We start from the raw sequence: 15,685 nt of genomic DNA, 5'->3' as shown, positions 1-15,685 counted from the left end.
ATGAGGAAACGGCCATGAGCGCCACGCCGAGTCTGGATACCCTGTTGCAAGCCATCGCCGCGGACAATCCCGGCGGCGAACCGCTGCGCTACGCGCCGGAATACGACCAGCTGCGCGAGCTGCGGCGCGAGGACGACCCCAGCCTGCCCGCCGGCATCTGGGAGAGCGATCTGAAGCGCGCGGACTGGGCTGGCGTGGAGCGCGTCGCCTCCGCGCTGCTGGCCGAGCGCAGCAAGGATTTGATGGTGGCCGCCTGGCTGGGAGAATCCTGGCTGCACCTGCTGGGCCTGTCCGGCTTGGAAGCGGGGCTGGCGCTGAGCGCGCAATGCTGCGAGCAGTTCTGGGACAGCCTGCATCCCTTGCCGCAGCAAGACGATCAGAGCTTCCGCACCGGCCCGCTGGAATGGCTGGCCAAGACCTACGCCGCCACGCTGGCGGCCCAGGTGCCCTTGCTGGACGCGCCGCCGCCGCAAGAACGGCAGCCGCTGACCCTGCGGCAGTGGCAGGACCTCAACCGTCGGCTGTTGGCCGGCGGAGACGAGGGCAAGCTGGAGCGCGAGCAGGCGCGCCACGAGCAGCAGAAGCTGCACGACTGGGTGCGCGCGCTGCCGCCGGCTGTGCTGGAGGACAGCCGCGGCGCGCTGGCGCGCAGCCGGCAATGGCTGGCGCGGCTGCAAAGCTGGTGCGACGAGCGCATGGGCGCGGACGCGCCGTCCTACGCGCCGCTGAACCAGGCGCTGGAACAGGCGGCGCAAGCCTTGCAGGAGTTGGCGGTGCTGCATCCCGGCGCGCCGGCGGAAGCGGAAGACGCCGCCGTGGACCGCGCCGAAGCCGCCGCGCCGCCAGCGGAAATCGAAGCCGAAGCAGGCCATGACGCGCCGCCGCCGCGGGCGGCCGCGCCGGCGTTTTCCCAACGCGAGCCGCAGGGGAGGGAAGACGCTTACCGCCAGCTGCGCGGCATCGCCGACTACCTGGCGCGCACCGAACCGCACAGCCCGGTGCCCTATCTGATCTACCGCGCGGTGGAGTGGGGAGACAAGCCGTTGCGGGAATTGCTGGCGGAGCTGATAGACAGCGACGCCGAGGCGCGGCGGCTATGGTCCCTGCTGGGGGTGTTGCCTTAGAAGCTGTTTACGATCTGCTGCGCGTCGTGACAGGTGGCACGGTGAGTACCCCTTCGAAATGCTCATGTACCACGAGTACATTCCGCTTTCTCAGCCGCAACGCCTTGTCTCGCCTAGGCTGGCGTTATCCCCAAGCGCTGTATAAAACCTGTCGCCGAGAAAACAGCGAGCGCCGGCGGGTATCGCCTGCGGCTCCTCCCTCCCTACGCGTGGCCGCTTGTCATGAGTAGGGTGGGTGGAGCGTAGCGATACCCACGCGGAAGCCTGTTGAAGAAGCTCTTGGCAGCTGATTGACGATCTGCTGCGCTTCGTGAGACGCGGCACGGCGAGTGCCGCATTCAGTGCCCATATGCCGTGTTTTGCCTAGGCTGGCGTTATCCCCTGTATAAAACCCGTCGCCGAGAAAACAGCGGCAGCTGGCGGGTATCGCCTGCGGCTCCTCCCACCCTACGCGCGGCCGCTTGTCATGAGTAGGGTGGGAGGAGCGTAGCGATACCCACGCGGGAGCCTGTTGAAGAGGTTCTTGGCACCTGATTGACGATCTGCTGCGCTTCGTGAGTCGTGGCACGGCGAGTGCCGCATTCAGTGCCCATATGCCGTGTTTTGCCTAGGCTGGCGTTATCCCCTGTATAAAACCCGTCGCCGAGAAAACAGCGGCAGCTGGCGGGTATCGCCTACGGCTCCTCCCACCCTACGTGCGGCCGCTTGTCATGAGTAGGGTGGGTGGAGCGTAGCGATACCCACGCGGAAGCCTGTTGAAGAAGCTCTTGGCAGCTGATTGACGATCTGCTGCGCTTTGTGAGGAGTGACATGGCGAGTGCCTCATTCGGAATGCTGATGTGCTGAAGGTATACTCCACTTTCTCAGCAGCTTTCGCCTTGTCTCGCTCTGGCTAGCGAGACTTTGAGCAGGTTTTTTAAAAAACGGGATTTGAGGCGGATAAGCCGCCCCCCACCTGACGAGCATTCAGAGAAGGACGGTCATATGGTGAACGCGGAATCGGACGGCGTGATCATCCGCCGCGCAAGCGCGGCCGACGCGCCCGCGGTATTGAAAATCTTCGACGAAATCATTGACTGGTTTGTCGCCATGGGCAATGCGGAGCAATGGGGAAGCGAGCCTTGGTCAAGCCAGCCGCGGCAAGTGGAACGGGTGGTCGAGGCCTGTTCGCTGCCGGGAGCCTGGGTGGCGGAGGAGCGGGGCGGCGAGGTGCTGGCCGCCTTGGTGCTGGGGGAAGCCATGCCCTATGTGCCGGCGGCGACGGAGCCTGAAATCTACGTGCGCCTGCTGGTGGCCTCGCGCCGCCCCAGCGCGCGCGGCATTGGCCGGCGCTTGATGGCTTTTGCGGACGAGCAGGCGAGGCTGGCCGGCGTCCGGCGCTTGCGCGTCGATTGCTACGGCGGCGGTTCCGGGGCCTTGGCGCGTTTTTACGAGTCCTGCGGCTACGAACGCATCGCCGCTTTCGACGTGGACGGCTGGCCTTGCCAGCTGTTGGGGCGAAATGTGTAAGAACCTGTTTACGATCTGCTGCGCTGCGTGGAGCGTTACACGATGAGTACGCCTTCGAAATGCTCATGTACCACTTGTACATTCCGCTTTCTCAGCCGTTTTCGCCTTGTCTCGCCTTAGCTCGCGAGATCGTAAACACGTTCTAAGAACCTGTTCAAAGTCTCGCTCTAGCTCGCGAGATCGTAAACATGTGCTTAGAGCGGCTAACATTGTCAGTTTTACGTCTGAGGCAAGGCGCGCCGACGCAGGCGGTACTTGAGTACGGCAAGTCGGCGCAACGCAGCATCAGGAGTTTTGTTAGCCGCTCTTAGAGCCTGTTCAAAGTCTCGCGAGCAAGGGCGAGACAAGGCGAAAACAAGCGAAAAAGCGGAATGTACAAGTGGTACATGAGCATTTTGAGCTGGTTTTCAACGCCGTATCGCTGAAGCGCAGCAGACTTTGAACAGGTTCTTAGGAAGCGTCGGCACCCAGCGGCTTGCCGGTCTTTGGGTCCAGCCCCTTGGCTTTGGCCAGCTTTTCCATCAGTTCTTCGCTGGGCTTGGGCGGGGAGATATTGGCTTCGTGATCTTCCAGCCACTGAATCTTGCCATCCCAGGGCGGCAACTTGGCTGGGGGCAGCGGGACGATTTGGTCTAGCTCGGGTACGGAGGGGTGGAGGTAGGAATAGCGGCCGAGGATAGCGCCAATTTCTTTGTAACGACTGCTACGTTCAGAATCTTTAGCTAAGTTCATGAAATACAGCTCATTATCTTTCGAGGGGCCAGAGAAACCCTGCTCAAGGCGCGAAGCAGCACCTTCGTCTCCTGCTTGAACTCCAAGTTGAAGAGCGGCAAGTGCATCTGTATAGCGTTGATCATCCCTTAAATCGACAGCTAACATCGTTGCGGCTCTACCATGGCCTTGCTCGGCGGCACAGCGGCGCATCTGTCGTGCGACCTCTGGTGCCTTATCAAGAGGAGCTAACTTTTCCGCTACATAGTACTGCCCCTCAGGACTACCCATGTCTGCTGACTTACGATAATAACGCAAGGCCAACTCGGGATCTTTCTTTACGCCATAACCCGCATCAAGATAGCGGGCCATATCGTAGTAGCCACCCGGTACGCCTTGGCGTATCAGCTCCTCGGTCAGGTCCAGGGTTTCTTTTACCGGATCGGCGCTCCAGGCCTGGTCCTTGGCTATCATCTGGCGCAGTTCCAGATTGGCCTTGTCATGACCGTAAGCGGTGGCGATGCGGTAATAACGCTCCAGCACAGGGTAAACGCTGACATCATCCTTCAACAGATTATTCTTCTGCACATAGCGCGCATAGCGATAGAGCTGCTCCGCGTCGGGATCGCGTGTTGGCAAGTGGTCTTTTTCGTAGACACAGTTAAAGGCCAGATTGGCTTTTACCTCATCCAGCGTGGGCACGGCGCGCTGCTTGTTGCCGCAGGCGGTCAACAGAAGCAGCAGCGCCCAAAGCAGAGCGCGCTTAGGAAGCGTCGGCACCCAGCGGCCTGCCGGTCTTTGGGTCCAGCCCCTTGGCTTTGGCCAGCTTTTCCATCAGTTCTTCGCTGGGCCTGGGCGGGGCGATATTGGCTTCGTGATCTTTCAGCCATTGAATCTTGCCATCCCAAGGTGGCAGCTTGGCCGGAGGTAGCGGGACGATTTGGTCTAACTCGGGCACGGTGGGGTGGAGATAGGAGTAACGCTCAAGAATATCTCCAATGGCCTTATAGCGTTGACTGCGTGTACTGTCTTTTTCTAAGTTTAGGTAGTATAACTTGTCGGTATTGGGTGGGGCTGAGAATCCATGCTCAAGTCTAGAGGCAGAGGCAGAGTCACCATTCTTCACTCCCTGATGAAATAAACTGGTTGATTCTTGATATTTTTCTTTTAACTCATACCCAATGGCCGCAGAATTGGCTGCCCGTCCGTGTCCTTGTTGGGCTGCACAAATAAACATTTGTTCTGCGATATTTGGGGCTATTTCTATTGGGTCAAGCTTTTCACCCACAAGGAATTGTCCATCAGGGTTGCCAAGATCTGCTGACTTTCTGTAGTAGCGTAAAGCTAATTCTGGATTTTTTTGTACCCCATACCCTGCATCAAGGTAACGGGCCATATCGTAATAGCCACCGGGCACGCCTTGGCGTATCAGTTCCTCGGTCAGGTCCAGGGTTTCCTTGACCGGATCGGCGCTCCAGGCTTGTGCCCTGCCTATCATCTGGCGCAGCTCCAGATTGGCCTTGTCATGACCGTAAGCGGTGGCGATGCGGTAATAACGCTCCAGGACGGGGTAAACGCTGACGTCGTCCTTCAGCAGATTATTCTTTTGTACATAGCGCGCATAGCGATAGAGCTGCTCCGCGTCGGGGTCGCGTGTTGGCAAGTGGTCTTTTTCATAGACACAGCTAAAGGCCAGATTGGCTTTGATCTCATCAAGCGTGGGCACGGCGCGCTGCTTGTTGCCGCAAGCGGTCAACAGAAGCAGCAGCGCCCAGAGCAGAGCGCGCTTAGGAAGCGTCAGCACCCAGCGGCCTGCCGGTTTTAGGGGCCAGCCCCTTGGCTTTGGCTAGCTTTTCCATCAGTTCTTCGCTGGGCTTGGGCGGGGCGATATTGGCTTCGTGATCTTTCAGCCACTGAATCTTGCCGTCCCAGGGTGGTAGCTTGGCTGGGGGCAGCGGGACGATCTCGTCTAACTCGGGTACGGTGGGGTGGAGGTAGGAATAGCGGCCGAGGATGTCACCGATTGCCTTATAGCGCTGGCTACGCTCAGGGTCTTTGGCTACATTCATGAAATAAATTTTACTAGCCGTCGGCGGCTCCAGAAAAGTTTCTCCCATTGTCGAAACTGAAGCCTCGTTTCCCCCCTTAACCCCTAACTGGAAAGCTTTTAATGCATCATTAAAAAGCTTGTCGCCTTTAAGGTCGCGCCCAAGACTATCCCCAGCATTCCCGTCTCCTTGCTCTGCTGCACACTGGTACATTTTTCGTGCTACTTCTGGTGCTCGATCCAGTGGTGCTAGTTTTTCAGCAACGTAGTACTGCCCCTCTGGACTTCCCATGTCCGCCGACTTGCGGTAATAGCGTAACGCCAGCTCAGGGTCTTTTTTGACTCCGTAGCCGGCATCAAGGTAGCGGGCCATATCGTAATAGCCGCCCGGCACGCCTAGGCGTATCAGTTCCTCGGTCAGGTCCAGGGTTTCTTTGACCGGGTCGGCGCTCCAAGCCTGGCCCTTGGCTATCATCTGGCGCAACTCCAGATTGGCCTTGTCATGACCGTAAGCGGTGGCGATGCGGTAATAACGCTCCAGCACTGGATAAACGCTGACATCATCCTTCAGCAGATTATTCTTTTGCACATGGCGCGCATAGCGATAGAGCTGCTCCGCGTCGGGATCTCGTGTTGGCAAGTGGTCTTTTTCGTAGACACAGTTAAAGGCCAGATTGGCTTTGACCTCATCAAGCGTGGGCACGTTACGCTCCTTATTACCGCAGGCGGCGAGAATCAGACATAGGGTTAAAAGTGAAAGGTATTTCACAACTTAGTCCTTGTTGGTGCGTGTGGCGCTTAGGCGGGAAAACTCAACAAGGGAGGCTATTGGTGTTTGAAATTTTGCATTAGCTTTTCTATTTTCATTAATTATCTCAAGCCATTTTTGATACGCATCTTTCGGCTTATCCTGCGCCCCCATGCCCTTGGTATGAATATTCCACAGCTGCCGCCGTAATACCGGGGTGATCTCCGGCCGGTGGTGGGCGATATTCAGTTCGCTGTCCACCTGCATGCTGCGGGTGTTGATGTTGGCGCTGCCCAGCGTCATGAAGGTGTCGTTGACGATCATCAGCTTGCTGTGAATGTAGACCGGTGTCCAGTCCCGGCCGGGCACGGTATAGGATTCCGCGCTCATCGGGTATTTCATCCTGACGCGTTTGCTGTCCGGCGTGGTGGGTTCCGAATCCGGCGCCACCAGGGTGCAGACATGCACTTTCAGGCCCGGCCGCTCTTCCGGCAGGATGGGGGCGTCGGGCTGCTCCAGCGCCGCTTTCCGCGCAGCCTGCTGCCGTTTGCGGGCTTCCAGCGCGGCCTGCTTGGCTTCCAAAGCCTGCTTTTGCTGCTGATACGCCTGGATCTTGGCTTTGTTGGCGTAGCCACTGGGTATCAGCTGCATATTGCGTTCCAGCTGGGTTTGCCGGATTTCGACCTCGGTTCGGTTCATTTGGGTTTGCAGGTCTTGCGCGCGCTCCAGCCGGGCGACGTTGGGAATGGTTTCCGCCCGGCCCAGGCTGTCCAGCATTTCATAGGTTTTGACGGTGCCGTCGCCCATGCCTTCGTCGCAGGAGTTGGTCACCACGAACAGATAAAGCGAGTCGTGCTTGCCGGGATCGCGGCCGCAGCGGGTTTGCGCCTGGGCCGCGGCCTTGATCTTGTCCGCCAAGGGCGGCCAGCGGAAATACTGATTCTCGATGTAGATCATGGTGCTGGCGTTGTTGACCGCCTGCAGATAGAGCTTTTCGATGTCGCGGACATTGTATTGCGCCTGGGTGCGCAGGATTTGCCCCTGGATGGGCAGGTTCTGGCTGTCCGGGCGCGCGGGGTAGTCGCGGAAGTCCGGCTTGGGCAGCGTTTCCCCGGTTTCCTTCTTCCAGGCTTGCCAGAAGTTGGCAAACAGATCGCCGACGATGGGGCCGGTCACGCGGCTGGAAATGTCCTGGCGCGGGCCGTGTCCGTTTGGCCCCAGGTGCGGCGGATAGCGTTTGCAGCTGTGCGCGTCCTTATCCCAGTACTCGTCCAACATATTGTGGCCCATCACGAAGCCGACCGCGCGCTGCGGGTCTTCGTAGTCCACCAGCACCATTTTCTGGTGATGGGTGACGGTGGCGGCCTGAACCGCGCTGGTGGTTTTTCTCAGCTGGGTGTCGGTGGCTTGAAACAGCGAGCGGTAAAGAATTTCCGCCCGCTCGGTCAGGCTGAAGTCGCGTCCGACAAAGCGCGGGTTGGCGATCAGGTGTTGCGAGTTGCCGTACCAGTAATGATCGTATTTCCTTTGCTCCGGCGTGGCGGTGGGGCTGCTGCTGAACAATCCGCCGCCAGGCTGGTTGTTCTCCGGGCCGTACTGGGCCAGGTTGCTGCCGGCCGGTCCCATGCGCCAGCCCAGGACTTTGACCTTCACCCCCTGTTTGGCTTTCTGCCTGAGCAGTTCGCCAATGCAAGGCGATTTGCCGTCGCGGATGAAATACATCGACGGTTGGAAACCCCAGCAGATGATGCAGACCGATTTCTTGGCCGCTTCAATCGCCTGATGCACGGCGCGGAAGGCGCGCTCGCCATTGACCAGCGGCTGAAAACTGGCGGTCAGCGCATTGTATTCCGATTTGTCGACAAACCACGGCGGGGTGATGGTGCAACGCATGGTCTGGTTTTGCGCAACCGGGACTTTGATTGGTTTGTTCTTGCCTGCGTCAGCCATGATTGCGTCCTTTCCCTTTCGCCAGGCTCAGGAAATCCTCCCGCGCCGACTCCAGCAGCGAGGTGCGCCCGGCGTCGTCGGCGCTGCCGGCCTGGTGGCCGTGGAAACCCAGATTGGCCGGTTCGCCCTGGCTGGGGTTGCTGTATTCATTGGGCACCGGGATATCGTATTTGACCCCATTGGCCATTTCGATCCGGTATTTCTGGTTGGGCGCCATGTGGTCGATATGCAGGCGGCCGCTGTCGTCCAGCACGTCTTTTTTCATCTCCGCGCCGTCGGCGTACAGAGTGAAGGGCATGCCGGCCCAACTGCTGTTCACGCCTTGCCCTGCCTGGTCGATCTGGACCGTCAGCGGGGACTTGGGCAGGTGCTTGGGAAAAGCCGGGTGCGCGATATTCATCCGGTCCGGCCCGCTCATCTGGTGGCTGGCGCCTTTCACCGACACCTTGCCGGGGCAATGCAGTTCGATATTGCCGCCGGCGATGCGGATGTAAGCGCCGCCGCTGACGTTGAGCAGGATCTCCTGTTTGGCGGCCACGGTGATTCTTTCCTTGCAGGACGTCACCGTCACATCCTTGTCCGCGGTCACCTCGATGCTGTCGCTCTGCGCCAGCACCTGCATCTTGCCCTTGGCGGCGATCAGCTTCAACGCGATCTTGTCTTGCAGGCCGGTGACGAACAGGCTGATGTGCTGGCCCACGTTATGGAGCCAGCGCCGGCCGCTGGTCTGGTTGGTGTCGCGCTGCGCCACCAGGTCCAGGTTGGTGCCGGCCGCCACGGTCTGGCTTTGCTGGCTCAGGCTGGCGATGCCGGCCGGCGCGGACAGTACGATCAGCGGTTGTTGGCCGGCTTGGTCTTTTGCGGTCTTGCCGTCTTTGTCGGTGTTGGAACCGGCTTCCCAGGCTTTCAGCGCGGCGGCCTGGTGTTGCAGATGGCCTTCGGTTTTCTTGGCGGCTTTGGCGTTGTCCGGACCGATTTCCTCCGGCCCGGTTTCCATGGTGTCGGCCTGCTGGCCGGTGGCGGTGTCGCCCAGGCTCTGGCTCAGGGCCAAGGCCGCGTCCAGCTGGCTTTGCGCTTGTTCGCGCGCCAGTTGCTTGCTGGAAGCGCCGTTCTGCGCTTCGGTGCTCAGCAGCAGGCCGTGGCCGGCGCGGATGGCGCCGTGGCTGTCGGTTCTGAGTTCGAAGCCGTCGCCGCGCGCTTCGGCCTTGCCGTTGCTGCGCGGCTGGGTCAGGAAGCCCTGGTTGAGCTGGGTCTTGCCGGGTTCGGAACTGAGTTTGGCTCTGACTTCGCCGGGGGTGTCATCGAACAGCAGTTCGTTGTACTGGCCGCCCTGGTGTTCCTTGGATTTGATGCCGGACAGGGTTTTATTCGCCGGCAGCGCGCCCGCGCCGCTGAAGTCCGGGGTGGCGTGACTGCCGTTGTAGAGCACGCCGGTGATCACCGGGCGGTCGATATCGCCTTCGATGAAGTCGACCAGCACTTCCTGGCCGATGCGTGGGATGAATTGGTGGCCCCAGCCGGCGCCGGCGCTGGGCATCGCCACCCGCAGCCAGCAGGAGGATTTGTCGTCCATGCCCGCGCCTATGCTGGGGTGCTCGTCCATCCGTTGCCAGTGGAATTGCACCTTGATGCGGCCGTGCTGGTCGGTGTGGACTTCCTCTCCTTGCGGCCCGACCACGGTCGCGGTCTGCACGCCGCGGGACTTGGGCTTGGCCAGTTCTGTGTGGGCGTAGGCGGGGGTCAGCGGCACGCCGCGGCGTTGGGCGTCGAAGTCGGCGCGGAACGGTTGCGCCTCCTTGCCATCTTGGAAGGCTTTCAGATCCGCCGGCAGGTTGTTGCGCGCGCTTAAGCTTTGGCGGGTGACGACGAATTCGCGCTGTTCACTGCTGTCGCCGTCGTGGGCCGGGTGTTCGTCCAGGCGGAACCACTGGCCGGCGGCCAGGCCACGCACCGAGCCGCCACCGCTGAATTGCTTGGCGTTCAGGTCATGAGCCTGCTGGCGCAGCTGGGCGTAGTGGCTGAGCTGGTCGGCGTCGCCGGCGTAGTACAGCGATTGCGGGTCGTAGTCGTGTAGCGACGATTGCAAGGCCTTGCCGTTCTGGCCCTGGTCGATGCGGCTGTCGTCGCCGCTGTGCTGGGTTTGCACAGGCTGGTAATCAAAGCTGGCCAGCGCCACCGCGCCGGGGACAATCTGGCGCTGGGCGTTCCACTCGGTCAGGCCGTCTTCGGCCTCGGTGGCGTCGCTGCGGTGGAAACGCACGCGCTCAATACCGGCCGGCGGCAGGCTGTAGGGATCGTCGAAGGCGACCAGTTGCACTTGGGGGGTGTCGCCGTCGAGGTGATCGAAGCGCCAGGCATAGCCCTCTTCGTGCAGCAGCCTCACGATGAAGTCGTAATCGGATTCTCGGTATTGCAGGCAGTAGCTGCGCGGCGAGGCTGGGCCGGTCTTGAAGTCCAGGGTCTGGACGCGGGCGAACACCGGGTTGGCCTGCTGATGCTCGGCCAGGATCTGTTTGACGATGTCCGGCACCGTCAGATCCTGGAATACCCGTGAGCTGACGCGATGACGCAGCAGCGCGAACGGCGGCTCTATGGTCAGCTGGTAGCGGCTGAAGCCGCCGTCCGAGCCCAGGCTTTCCACTTTCGATACCACGCCGCAACGCAGGCTCTCCGCGCCGGCGGCGTCGAGGATGCCGAGCCGGGCCGGCAGGCCGAGCAGGGTCTTGAGTTCGATCGCGCCGTCCGGGGACAGACAGGTCAACTGGTAGGCGTAAGGCCGGGACACGCCTTCCTCGCCGGCCAGACTCAGCGGCAGCAATTGCTCGGCCGCCACGCTGCCGTCGCCCAGGCTGAGGGTGAGCAGGCGCTGGTCCTGGTTGAAGGCGGAGGCGAAGCTGGCGAGCAGGGTGCTGAGGTCCATGGGCTTTTTTCCTGACGCAAAAATAGAGGCACCCTCGCGCAGGAGGGTGTCTGAGGGGTGTTTTTGGCTCAAGAGACTAGATAGCGAGGGGATTCTAAGTATCAGGACAATGACGTGACAAGGGCCTGGATCAAATGTTGGCTGCTTGAATGGCGCTGCCTGACCTTATTGTCAGGTGGGGTTTGGGAGGCAGCTGTGCCGTCTTCCAGGCGGGGGCGCACGGCGGCTTACGCCGCCGCGTCGGGTTTGGCGAGAGGGGCTGCTCAGTCCAGCGTATCCATATAGTCCTTGCCGCGCAGCCGGCTGGTCTGCGCCCACGGCAGCGGCTGGCCGGCGGCCAGCGGGCGGATCTCCACGCGCATGCTTTCGCTGTGGCGGCCGTCCTGAGAGCGCGACTCCACCCGCAGCGGCATCGCCCAGCGCGTGCTCCACTGCAATTGCTTGCTGTGGCCGTTGGCGGTCTTGCGATACCAGCGGCTGCCGTCCGCGCCCGGGCTGACGGCAAAGCCTTTCAGCTTGGCGATGTCCACCAGCTGGCTGGCCAGGGTCCAGGAGCCGTCGAAGCCGACGTCGCCCCATTCGCGCTGACCCACTTGCACCAGCAGCCGCTGTTGCGGCACGGCGAATTCCAGTCGCGGCTGGCCCTTGGCGTCCAGCCACACATGGCGGCTGGCGGCGGCGTAGTCGATGTGGTCGTGGCCGTCTTCCGCGCCATGGCCGTCGTCGTGATCGTGGCCGCCGGCACGCGCGTTCAGCCGTTCGCGCCAGACGTGCTTGCCCTGGCGGGTCAGTTTTTCCCGATAGCGTATGGTTTTTTCCACGCCGTCGTTGCCGACGGTGACGGTTTCGTAGCTGATGGTGGCCACCAGGTCCGGCGCGGCGGCGCGCAGGGCCGGGGACAGCGCCAGCAAGGCCAGCGGCAGCAGGATTTTCATTGCGGTCTTTCGTCAGTCGTAAAAGGAGGCTTGCCCGAGGGCAAGCCGAATGGAGTGAATCCGGGACGGCCGCGCCGGGCCTGGAGCGGCGCCGGCGCGGAGCTCATCGCGAGGGGGGGGGTTAGAGCCTGTTTACGATTTCGCGAGCTAGAGCGAGACAAGGCGAAAACGAGTGAAAAAGCGGAATGTACATGTGGTACATGAGCATTTTGAGCTGGTACTCACCGTGTAACGCTCCACGACGCGCAGCAGATCGTTAACAGGTTCTTACAGGCCCAGCGCGCTTTTCACCAGGCCGAACACCTTGGTGTTGTCCATCACGCCCTTGAAGCCCTTGGAGCCGGCGCCGCCGGACATCAGCATCACGTCGCCGCCGCCGTGGGTTTCGCTGGACAGGCGGATGCCGGTTTCCTGCTGGTAGTCGTCGCCCATCGCGGTGGCGGAATCCACCGACACGCGGCTGGCCTTGCGGTTGGGGCCGTTGCCGAACACCAGGGCGGTGTAGGTGGCGCCGTCCGCGTCCTTGGACTCCTTGCCGTCGGCGTAGCCGCGCACGATGTCGTGGATGGGGTTGCCGCGCTTGGCGTAGCCGTTGATGGTCATGGTGTGGTCGTGGTCGGCGGTGACCACGATCAGGGTGTTGTTGAGGTCCACCTTGGCCAGCGCGGTCTTGATGGCGTTGTCGAAGGCGATGGTGTCTTCCAGCGCGCGCTTGGCGTTGGTGCCGTGCAGCGCGTGGTCGATGCGGCCGCCTTCCACCATCAGCACATAGCCGTTGCCGTTGCGGGACAGGGTGTCGATGGCCTTGGCGGTCATGTCGGCCAGGCTGGGCTGGTTCAGGCTGTTCTTCACCCGGTCCAGCTCGTAGTCCATGTGGTCCTTGTTGAAGATGCCCAGCAGCTTGTTGCCGGATTGCGGGTTGAAGGCGGCCAGCTCGCTGCCGCTGCTCACCAGGGCGTAGCCCTTGGCCTGCATTTCGGTCAGCAGGTTGCGGCCGTCCGGGCGCTTGCCGCCGGAGGCGGTGGGCAGGAAGAACTTGCCGCCGCCGCCCATCAGCACGTCCAGGCCGGCGCCCAGCTTGGCGTTGTAGCCGGCGCCGCCCGGCACCGCCTGGGCGGCGATGTCGGATTCGGCGTCGCGGTGGCAGACGTGGGAGTAAGTGGCGGCCGGGGTGGCGTGGGTGACGCGGGTGGTGGTCACCGCGCCTATGGCCTTGCCCTTGGCCTTGGCCAGTTCCAGCAGGGTGGCCACCGGCTGGCCGTTACCGCTGCCGCAGTTGCCGGTGCCGTTGCTATTGGGGTCGATGGCGCGGGTGTCGGCGGACATGGAGATGACTTCGTTGTTCATCTTCACGCCGGTCATGTAGGCGGACATCGACGGCGCGCTGTCGGTGGTTTGCGCGTCATTGGAGAAGGTCTTGACGCGGGCGGTGCGGGACAGCTGTTCCATGTTCAGCTTGCCGGCCTCGCCGTATTTGTAGATGCGCGAGGCGGTGACGGTGGTGGGGCCCATGCCGTCGCCCAGGAAGAAGATCACGTTCTTGGCTTCGCCTGCGGCCTGGGCCGGCAGCGCGTGCAGGGCGGCGGCCAGCGCGGCGACGCTGAGCAGCGGTTTCATCATCGGTTTCATTCTGGTTCTCTTGTATTGGTTTGCGCGGGGTCGGGTGCGGCGTTACAGGGCGGCGGCTTTCTTCACCAGGCCGAACACGTCGATGTTTTCCAGGAAGCCGTGGAAGGCGTCCGAACCCTGGCCGATGGCGCCGATGTAGACATCGGTGCCGCCATGGGTTTCGCCGCCGGCCGGCATGCGCACCGCCGCTTCCTGGTGGTAGTCGTTGGCGGAGACCACGGCGTCGGTCAGCGCGACGGCGGCGTTGCGGTTGCCGTTGACGCGGTTTTCGCCGTTGCCGAAGCCGATGATGGAGTAGGGCATGCCGTCGGCGTCGGTGGCCACGCTGCCGTTGCTGTAGTTTTTCACCAGGCCCAGCACGCCGGGGTTGGCGGGCGTGGTCTTGCCGGTGCGCTGGGCGTAGCCGTTGAGCACCAGGGTGTGGTCGTGGTCCGCGGTGACCACGATCAGGGTGTTTTTCAGCTCCGGGTCGCGCTGTTTCATCGCGTCGATGGCGGTCTTGATCGCTTGGTCGAAGGCCACGGTGTCCTGCAGCGCTTTCTTGGCGGTGGTTTCATGCAGCGCATGGTCGATGCGGCCGCCTTCCACCATCAGGAAGAAGCCCTGCTTGTCCTTGCGGTCCGCCAGCATGGCGATGGCCTTGGCGGTCATCTCGGCCAGGCTGGGTTCCTTGGAGGCGTCGCGGTCCAGGTCGTAGCTCATGTGGCTGCTGGTGAACAGGCCCACGGCGCGGCTGGTCTTGGCCGGGTCCAGCGCGTTGAAGCCGGTTTTGTCCGCGGCGTAGCCGTAGCCCTTAGCTTTCAGCTCCGCCACCAGGTCGCGGCCGTCGGCGCGCTTGCCGCCGGCGGCCTTGGGCAGGAAGAACTGGCGGCCGCCGCCAAACACCACGTCCACGCCGTCTTGCAGCTTGGCGTTGTACAGCGCGCCGCCCGGCACCAGTTGGGCGGCGATGTCGGATTCGGCGTCGCGGTGGCAAACGTGGGAGTAAGTGGCGGCCGGGGTGGCGTGGGTGACGCGGGTGGTGGTGACCACGCCGGTGGCCTTGCCGCCGGCCTTGGCCAGCTCCAGCAGGGTGCTGACCGGCTGGCCGTTGCCGACGCCGCAGTTGGAGGTGTAGTCCGCGGAGGGGGATTTGGCCTGGGTGTCGGTGGACATGGAGATGACTTCGTTGTTCATCTTCACGCCGGTCATGTAGGCGGACATGGACGGCGCGCTGTCGGTGACCTGGGCGTCGTTGGAGAAGGTCTTGACGAAGCCGCTTTCCGGCAGCGTGTCCATGGTCAGCTCGCCGTCTTCGCCCACGGAGTAGATGCGGGCGGCGGTGGTGGTGTTGATGCCCATGCCGTCGCCCAGGAAGAAGATCACGTTCTTGGCGGCGGGACGGAGGCCCTGGTTGTTGTTGGCGGAGCCGCTGGCGGGGCCGCCGCTGCTGCCGCAGGCGGCCAGGCCGATGGCGGCCGTCACGGCCAGGGTCAGGCTGAGGATGCGCATGATGTTATGTTCCGGGCATGAAAAAAACCGGCACAGCATAGTGGGCGCATGTTTCGGCCAGGAGAGGTTTTGATGAAGCTTTTGTTGCGCGGTCAACCGGGAGGACGGCTTGAGCGTTGGAGAGCCGCGCTCAGCGTCGCTTGGCGCACAAGGGCAGCAGCCGCTGATAGGCGGCGTTGATGTCCTTGCTCTTGCGTTCCGCCAGTTCGCGCAGCTCCAGGCCCAGCGCGCTGACCTTGTCCGGGTGGTATTCCGCCATCCGCGCCCGGTAAGCCGCTTTCAACTCCTCCGCGGAGCAGGGCCAGGCCACCTGCAGCACCCGGCAGGCGCGCTCGGTCTCGGAGACGGTGTCGGCCGGCGGCGCGTCCGGCCGCGACGGGTTCAGCGCGCGGCGGATCAGCCAGTAGGCCAGCAGGACGAACAACAGCAACGCAATCAATCGCATCGAGACGCTTCCTTCGCAGAGAGCCGCCCGCGTTTGCGGACGAGATAGCACTATGGAGCGGCGGGCCGGCCGCGGGTTCCCGGCGCGGGGCCGCGGCCGGCGAACTTTGCCGCCGGCGGGCGGTCCCACCCGGCCCGGTTATGTTCTTTATCCAGCGCCGCTTGCCGATCCGGGAG

11 protein-coding genes are annotated in these 15,685 nt (G+C 62.5%); 2 read left to right on the top strand and 9 right to left on the bottom strand.

What is annotated here, in order from left to right:
* Nucleotides 1–14: 14 nt before the first annotated feature.
* Entirely contained in the window at nucleotides 15–1,124 is a 1,110-nt protein-coding gene (gene tssA / locus JW897_RS16605; RefSeq protein ID WP_205466970.1) for a type VI secretion system protein TssA, read from the top strand.
* A 984-nt stretch (nucleotides 1,125–2,108) separates the two neighbouring features.
* Nucleotides 2,109–2,633, top strand: a complete 525-nt coding sequence (locus JW897_RS16600) for a GNAT family N-acetyltransferase (RefSeq protein ID WP_205466969.1) — start codon at nucleotides 2,109–2,111, stop codon at nucleotides 2,631–2,633.
* 450 nt (nucleotides 2,634–3,083) lie between these two features.
* Here the strand turns inward: JW897_RS16600 and JW897_RS24640 are convergent, their stop codons facing one another.
* The 9 genes from JW897_RS24640 to JW897_RS16555 form a co-directional block, all read right to left on the bottom strand.
* Entirely contained in the window at nucleotides 3,084–4,124 is a 1,041-nt protein-coding gene (locus JW897_RS24640) for a DUF6396 domain-containing protein (protein WP_205466968.1), read from the bottom strand.
* Nucleotides 4,108–5,148 (bottom strand): SEL1-like repeat protein, encoded by a 1,041-nt coding sequence (locus JW897_RS16590; protein ID WP_197082984.1) that lies wholly within the window; start codon nucleotides 5,146–5,148, stop codon nucleotides 4,108–4,110. Before JW897_RS16590 ends, JW897_RS24640 begins: the two co-directional genes overlap by 17 nt.
* Complete coding sequence (locus JW897_RS16585; protein WP_197082985.1) at nucleotides 5,132–6,094, bottom strand: SEL1-like repeat protein; 963 nt, start codon at nucleotides 6,092–6,094, stop codon at nucleotides 5,132–5,134. Before JW897_RS16585 ends, JW897_RS16590 begins: the two co-directional genes overlap by 17 nt.
* A 69-nt stretch (nucleotides 6,095–6,163) precedes the next feature.
* Nucleotides 6,164–8,089: a phospholipase D-like domain-containing protein gene (locus tag JW897_RS16580; protein ID WP_205466967.1), complete on the bottom strand. Its 1,926-nt coding sequence runs from the start codon at nucleotides 8,087–8,089 to the stop codon at nucleotides 6,164–6,166.
* A complete protein-coding gene (locus JW897_RS16575) occupies nucleotides 8,082–11,009 on the bottom strand; it encodes a type VI secretion system Vgr family protein (protein ID WP_205466966.1) in 2,928 nt (975 codons plus the stop codon). The genes JW897_RS16580 and JW897_RS16575 overlap by 8 nt, the downstream gene beginning before the upstream one ends.
* A gap of 263 nt (nucleotides 11,010–11,272) precedes the next feature.
* Complete coding sequence (locus JW897_RS16570) at nucleotides 11,273–11,944, bottom strand: hypothetical protein (RefSeq protein ID WP_205466965.1); 672 nt, start codon at nucleotides 11,942–11,944, stop codon at nucleotides 11,273–11,275.
* A gap of 267 nt (nucleotides 11,945–12,211) precedes the next feature.
* A complete protein-coding gene (locus JW897_RS16565) occupies nucleotides 12,212–13,573 on the bottom strand; it encodes an alkaline phosphatase (RefSeq protein ID WP_240352249.1) in 1,362 nt (453 codons plus the stop codon).
* Between the two features lie 42 nt (nucleotides 13,574–13,615).
* A complete protein-coding gene (locus JW897_RS16560; protein WP_205466964.1) occupies nucleotides 13,616–15,064 on the bottom strand; it encodes an alkaline phosphatase in 1,449 nt (482 codons plus the stop codon).
* A 130-nt stretch (nucleotides 15,065–15,194) separates the two neighbouring features.
* Nucleotides 15,195–15,509: a DnaJ domain-containing protein gene (locus JW897_RS16555; protein ID WP_205466963.1), complete on the bottom strand. Its 315-nt coding sequence runs from the start codon at nucleotides 15,507–15,509 to the stop codon at nucleotides 15,195–15,197.
* Between the last annotated feature and the right edge of the window lie 176 nt (nucleotides 15,510–15,685).

Source organism: Chromobacterium alkanivorans (assembly GCF_016937655.1).
GTDB lineage: Bacteria > Pseudomonadota > Gammaproteobacteria > Burkholderiales > Chromobacteriaceae > Chromobacterium > Chromobacterium alkanivorans.
The sequence above is the reverse complement of the archived record's forward strand: the minus strand, read 5'-3'. Positions and strand labels throughout refer to the sequence as shown.

Excerpts from the sequence above, each read along its gene's own strand:
- tssA (WP_205466970.1), top strand. The coding sequence starts at position 15 with ATGAGCGCCACGCCGAGTCTGGATACCCTGTTGCAAGCCATCGCCGCG.
- JW897_RS16555 (WP_205466963.1), bottom strand. The coding sequence starts at position 15,509 with ATGCGATTGATTGCGTTGCTGTTGTTCGTCCTGCTGGCCTACTGGCTG.
- JW897_RS16570 (WP_205466965.1), bottom strand. The coding sequence starts at position 11,944 with ATGAAAATCCTGCTGCCGCTGGCCTTGCTGGCGCTGTCCCCGGCCCTG.
- JW897_RS16600 (WP_205466969.1), top strand. The coding sequence starts at position 2,109 with ATGGTGAACGCGGAATCGGACGGCGTGATCATCCGCCGCGCAAGCGCG.
- JW897_RS16575 (WP_205466966.1), bottom strand. The coding sequence starts at position 11,009 with ATGGACCTCAGCACCCTGCTCGCCAGCTTCGCCTCCGCCTTCAACCAG.
- JW897_RS16560 (WP_205466964.1), bottom strand. The coding sequence starts at position 15,064 with ATGCGCATCCTCAGCCTGACCCTGGCCGTGACGGCCGCCATCGGCCTG.
- JW897_RS16580 (WP_205466967.1), bottom strand. The coding sequence starts at position 8,089 with ATGGCTGACGCAGGCAAGAACAAACCAATCAAAGTCCCGGTTGCGCAA.
- JW897_RS16565 (WP_240352249.1), bottom strand. The coding sequence starts at position 13,573 with ATGAAACCGATGATGAAACCGCTGCTCAGCGTCGCCGCGCTGGCCGCC.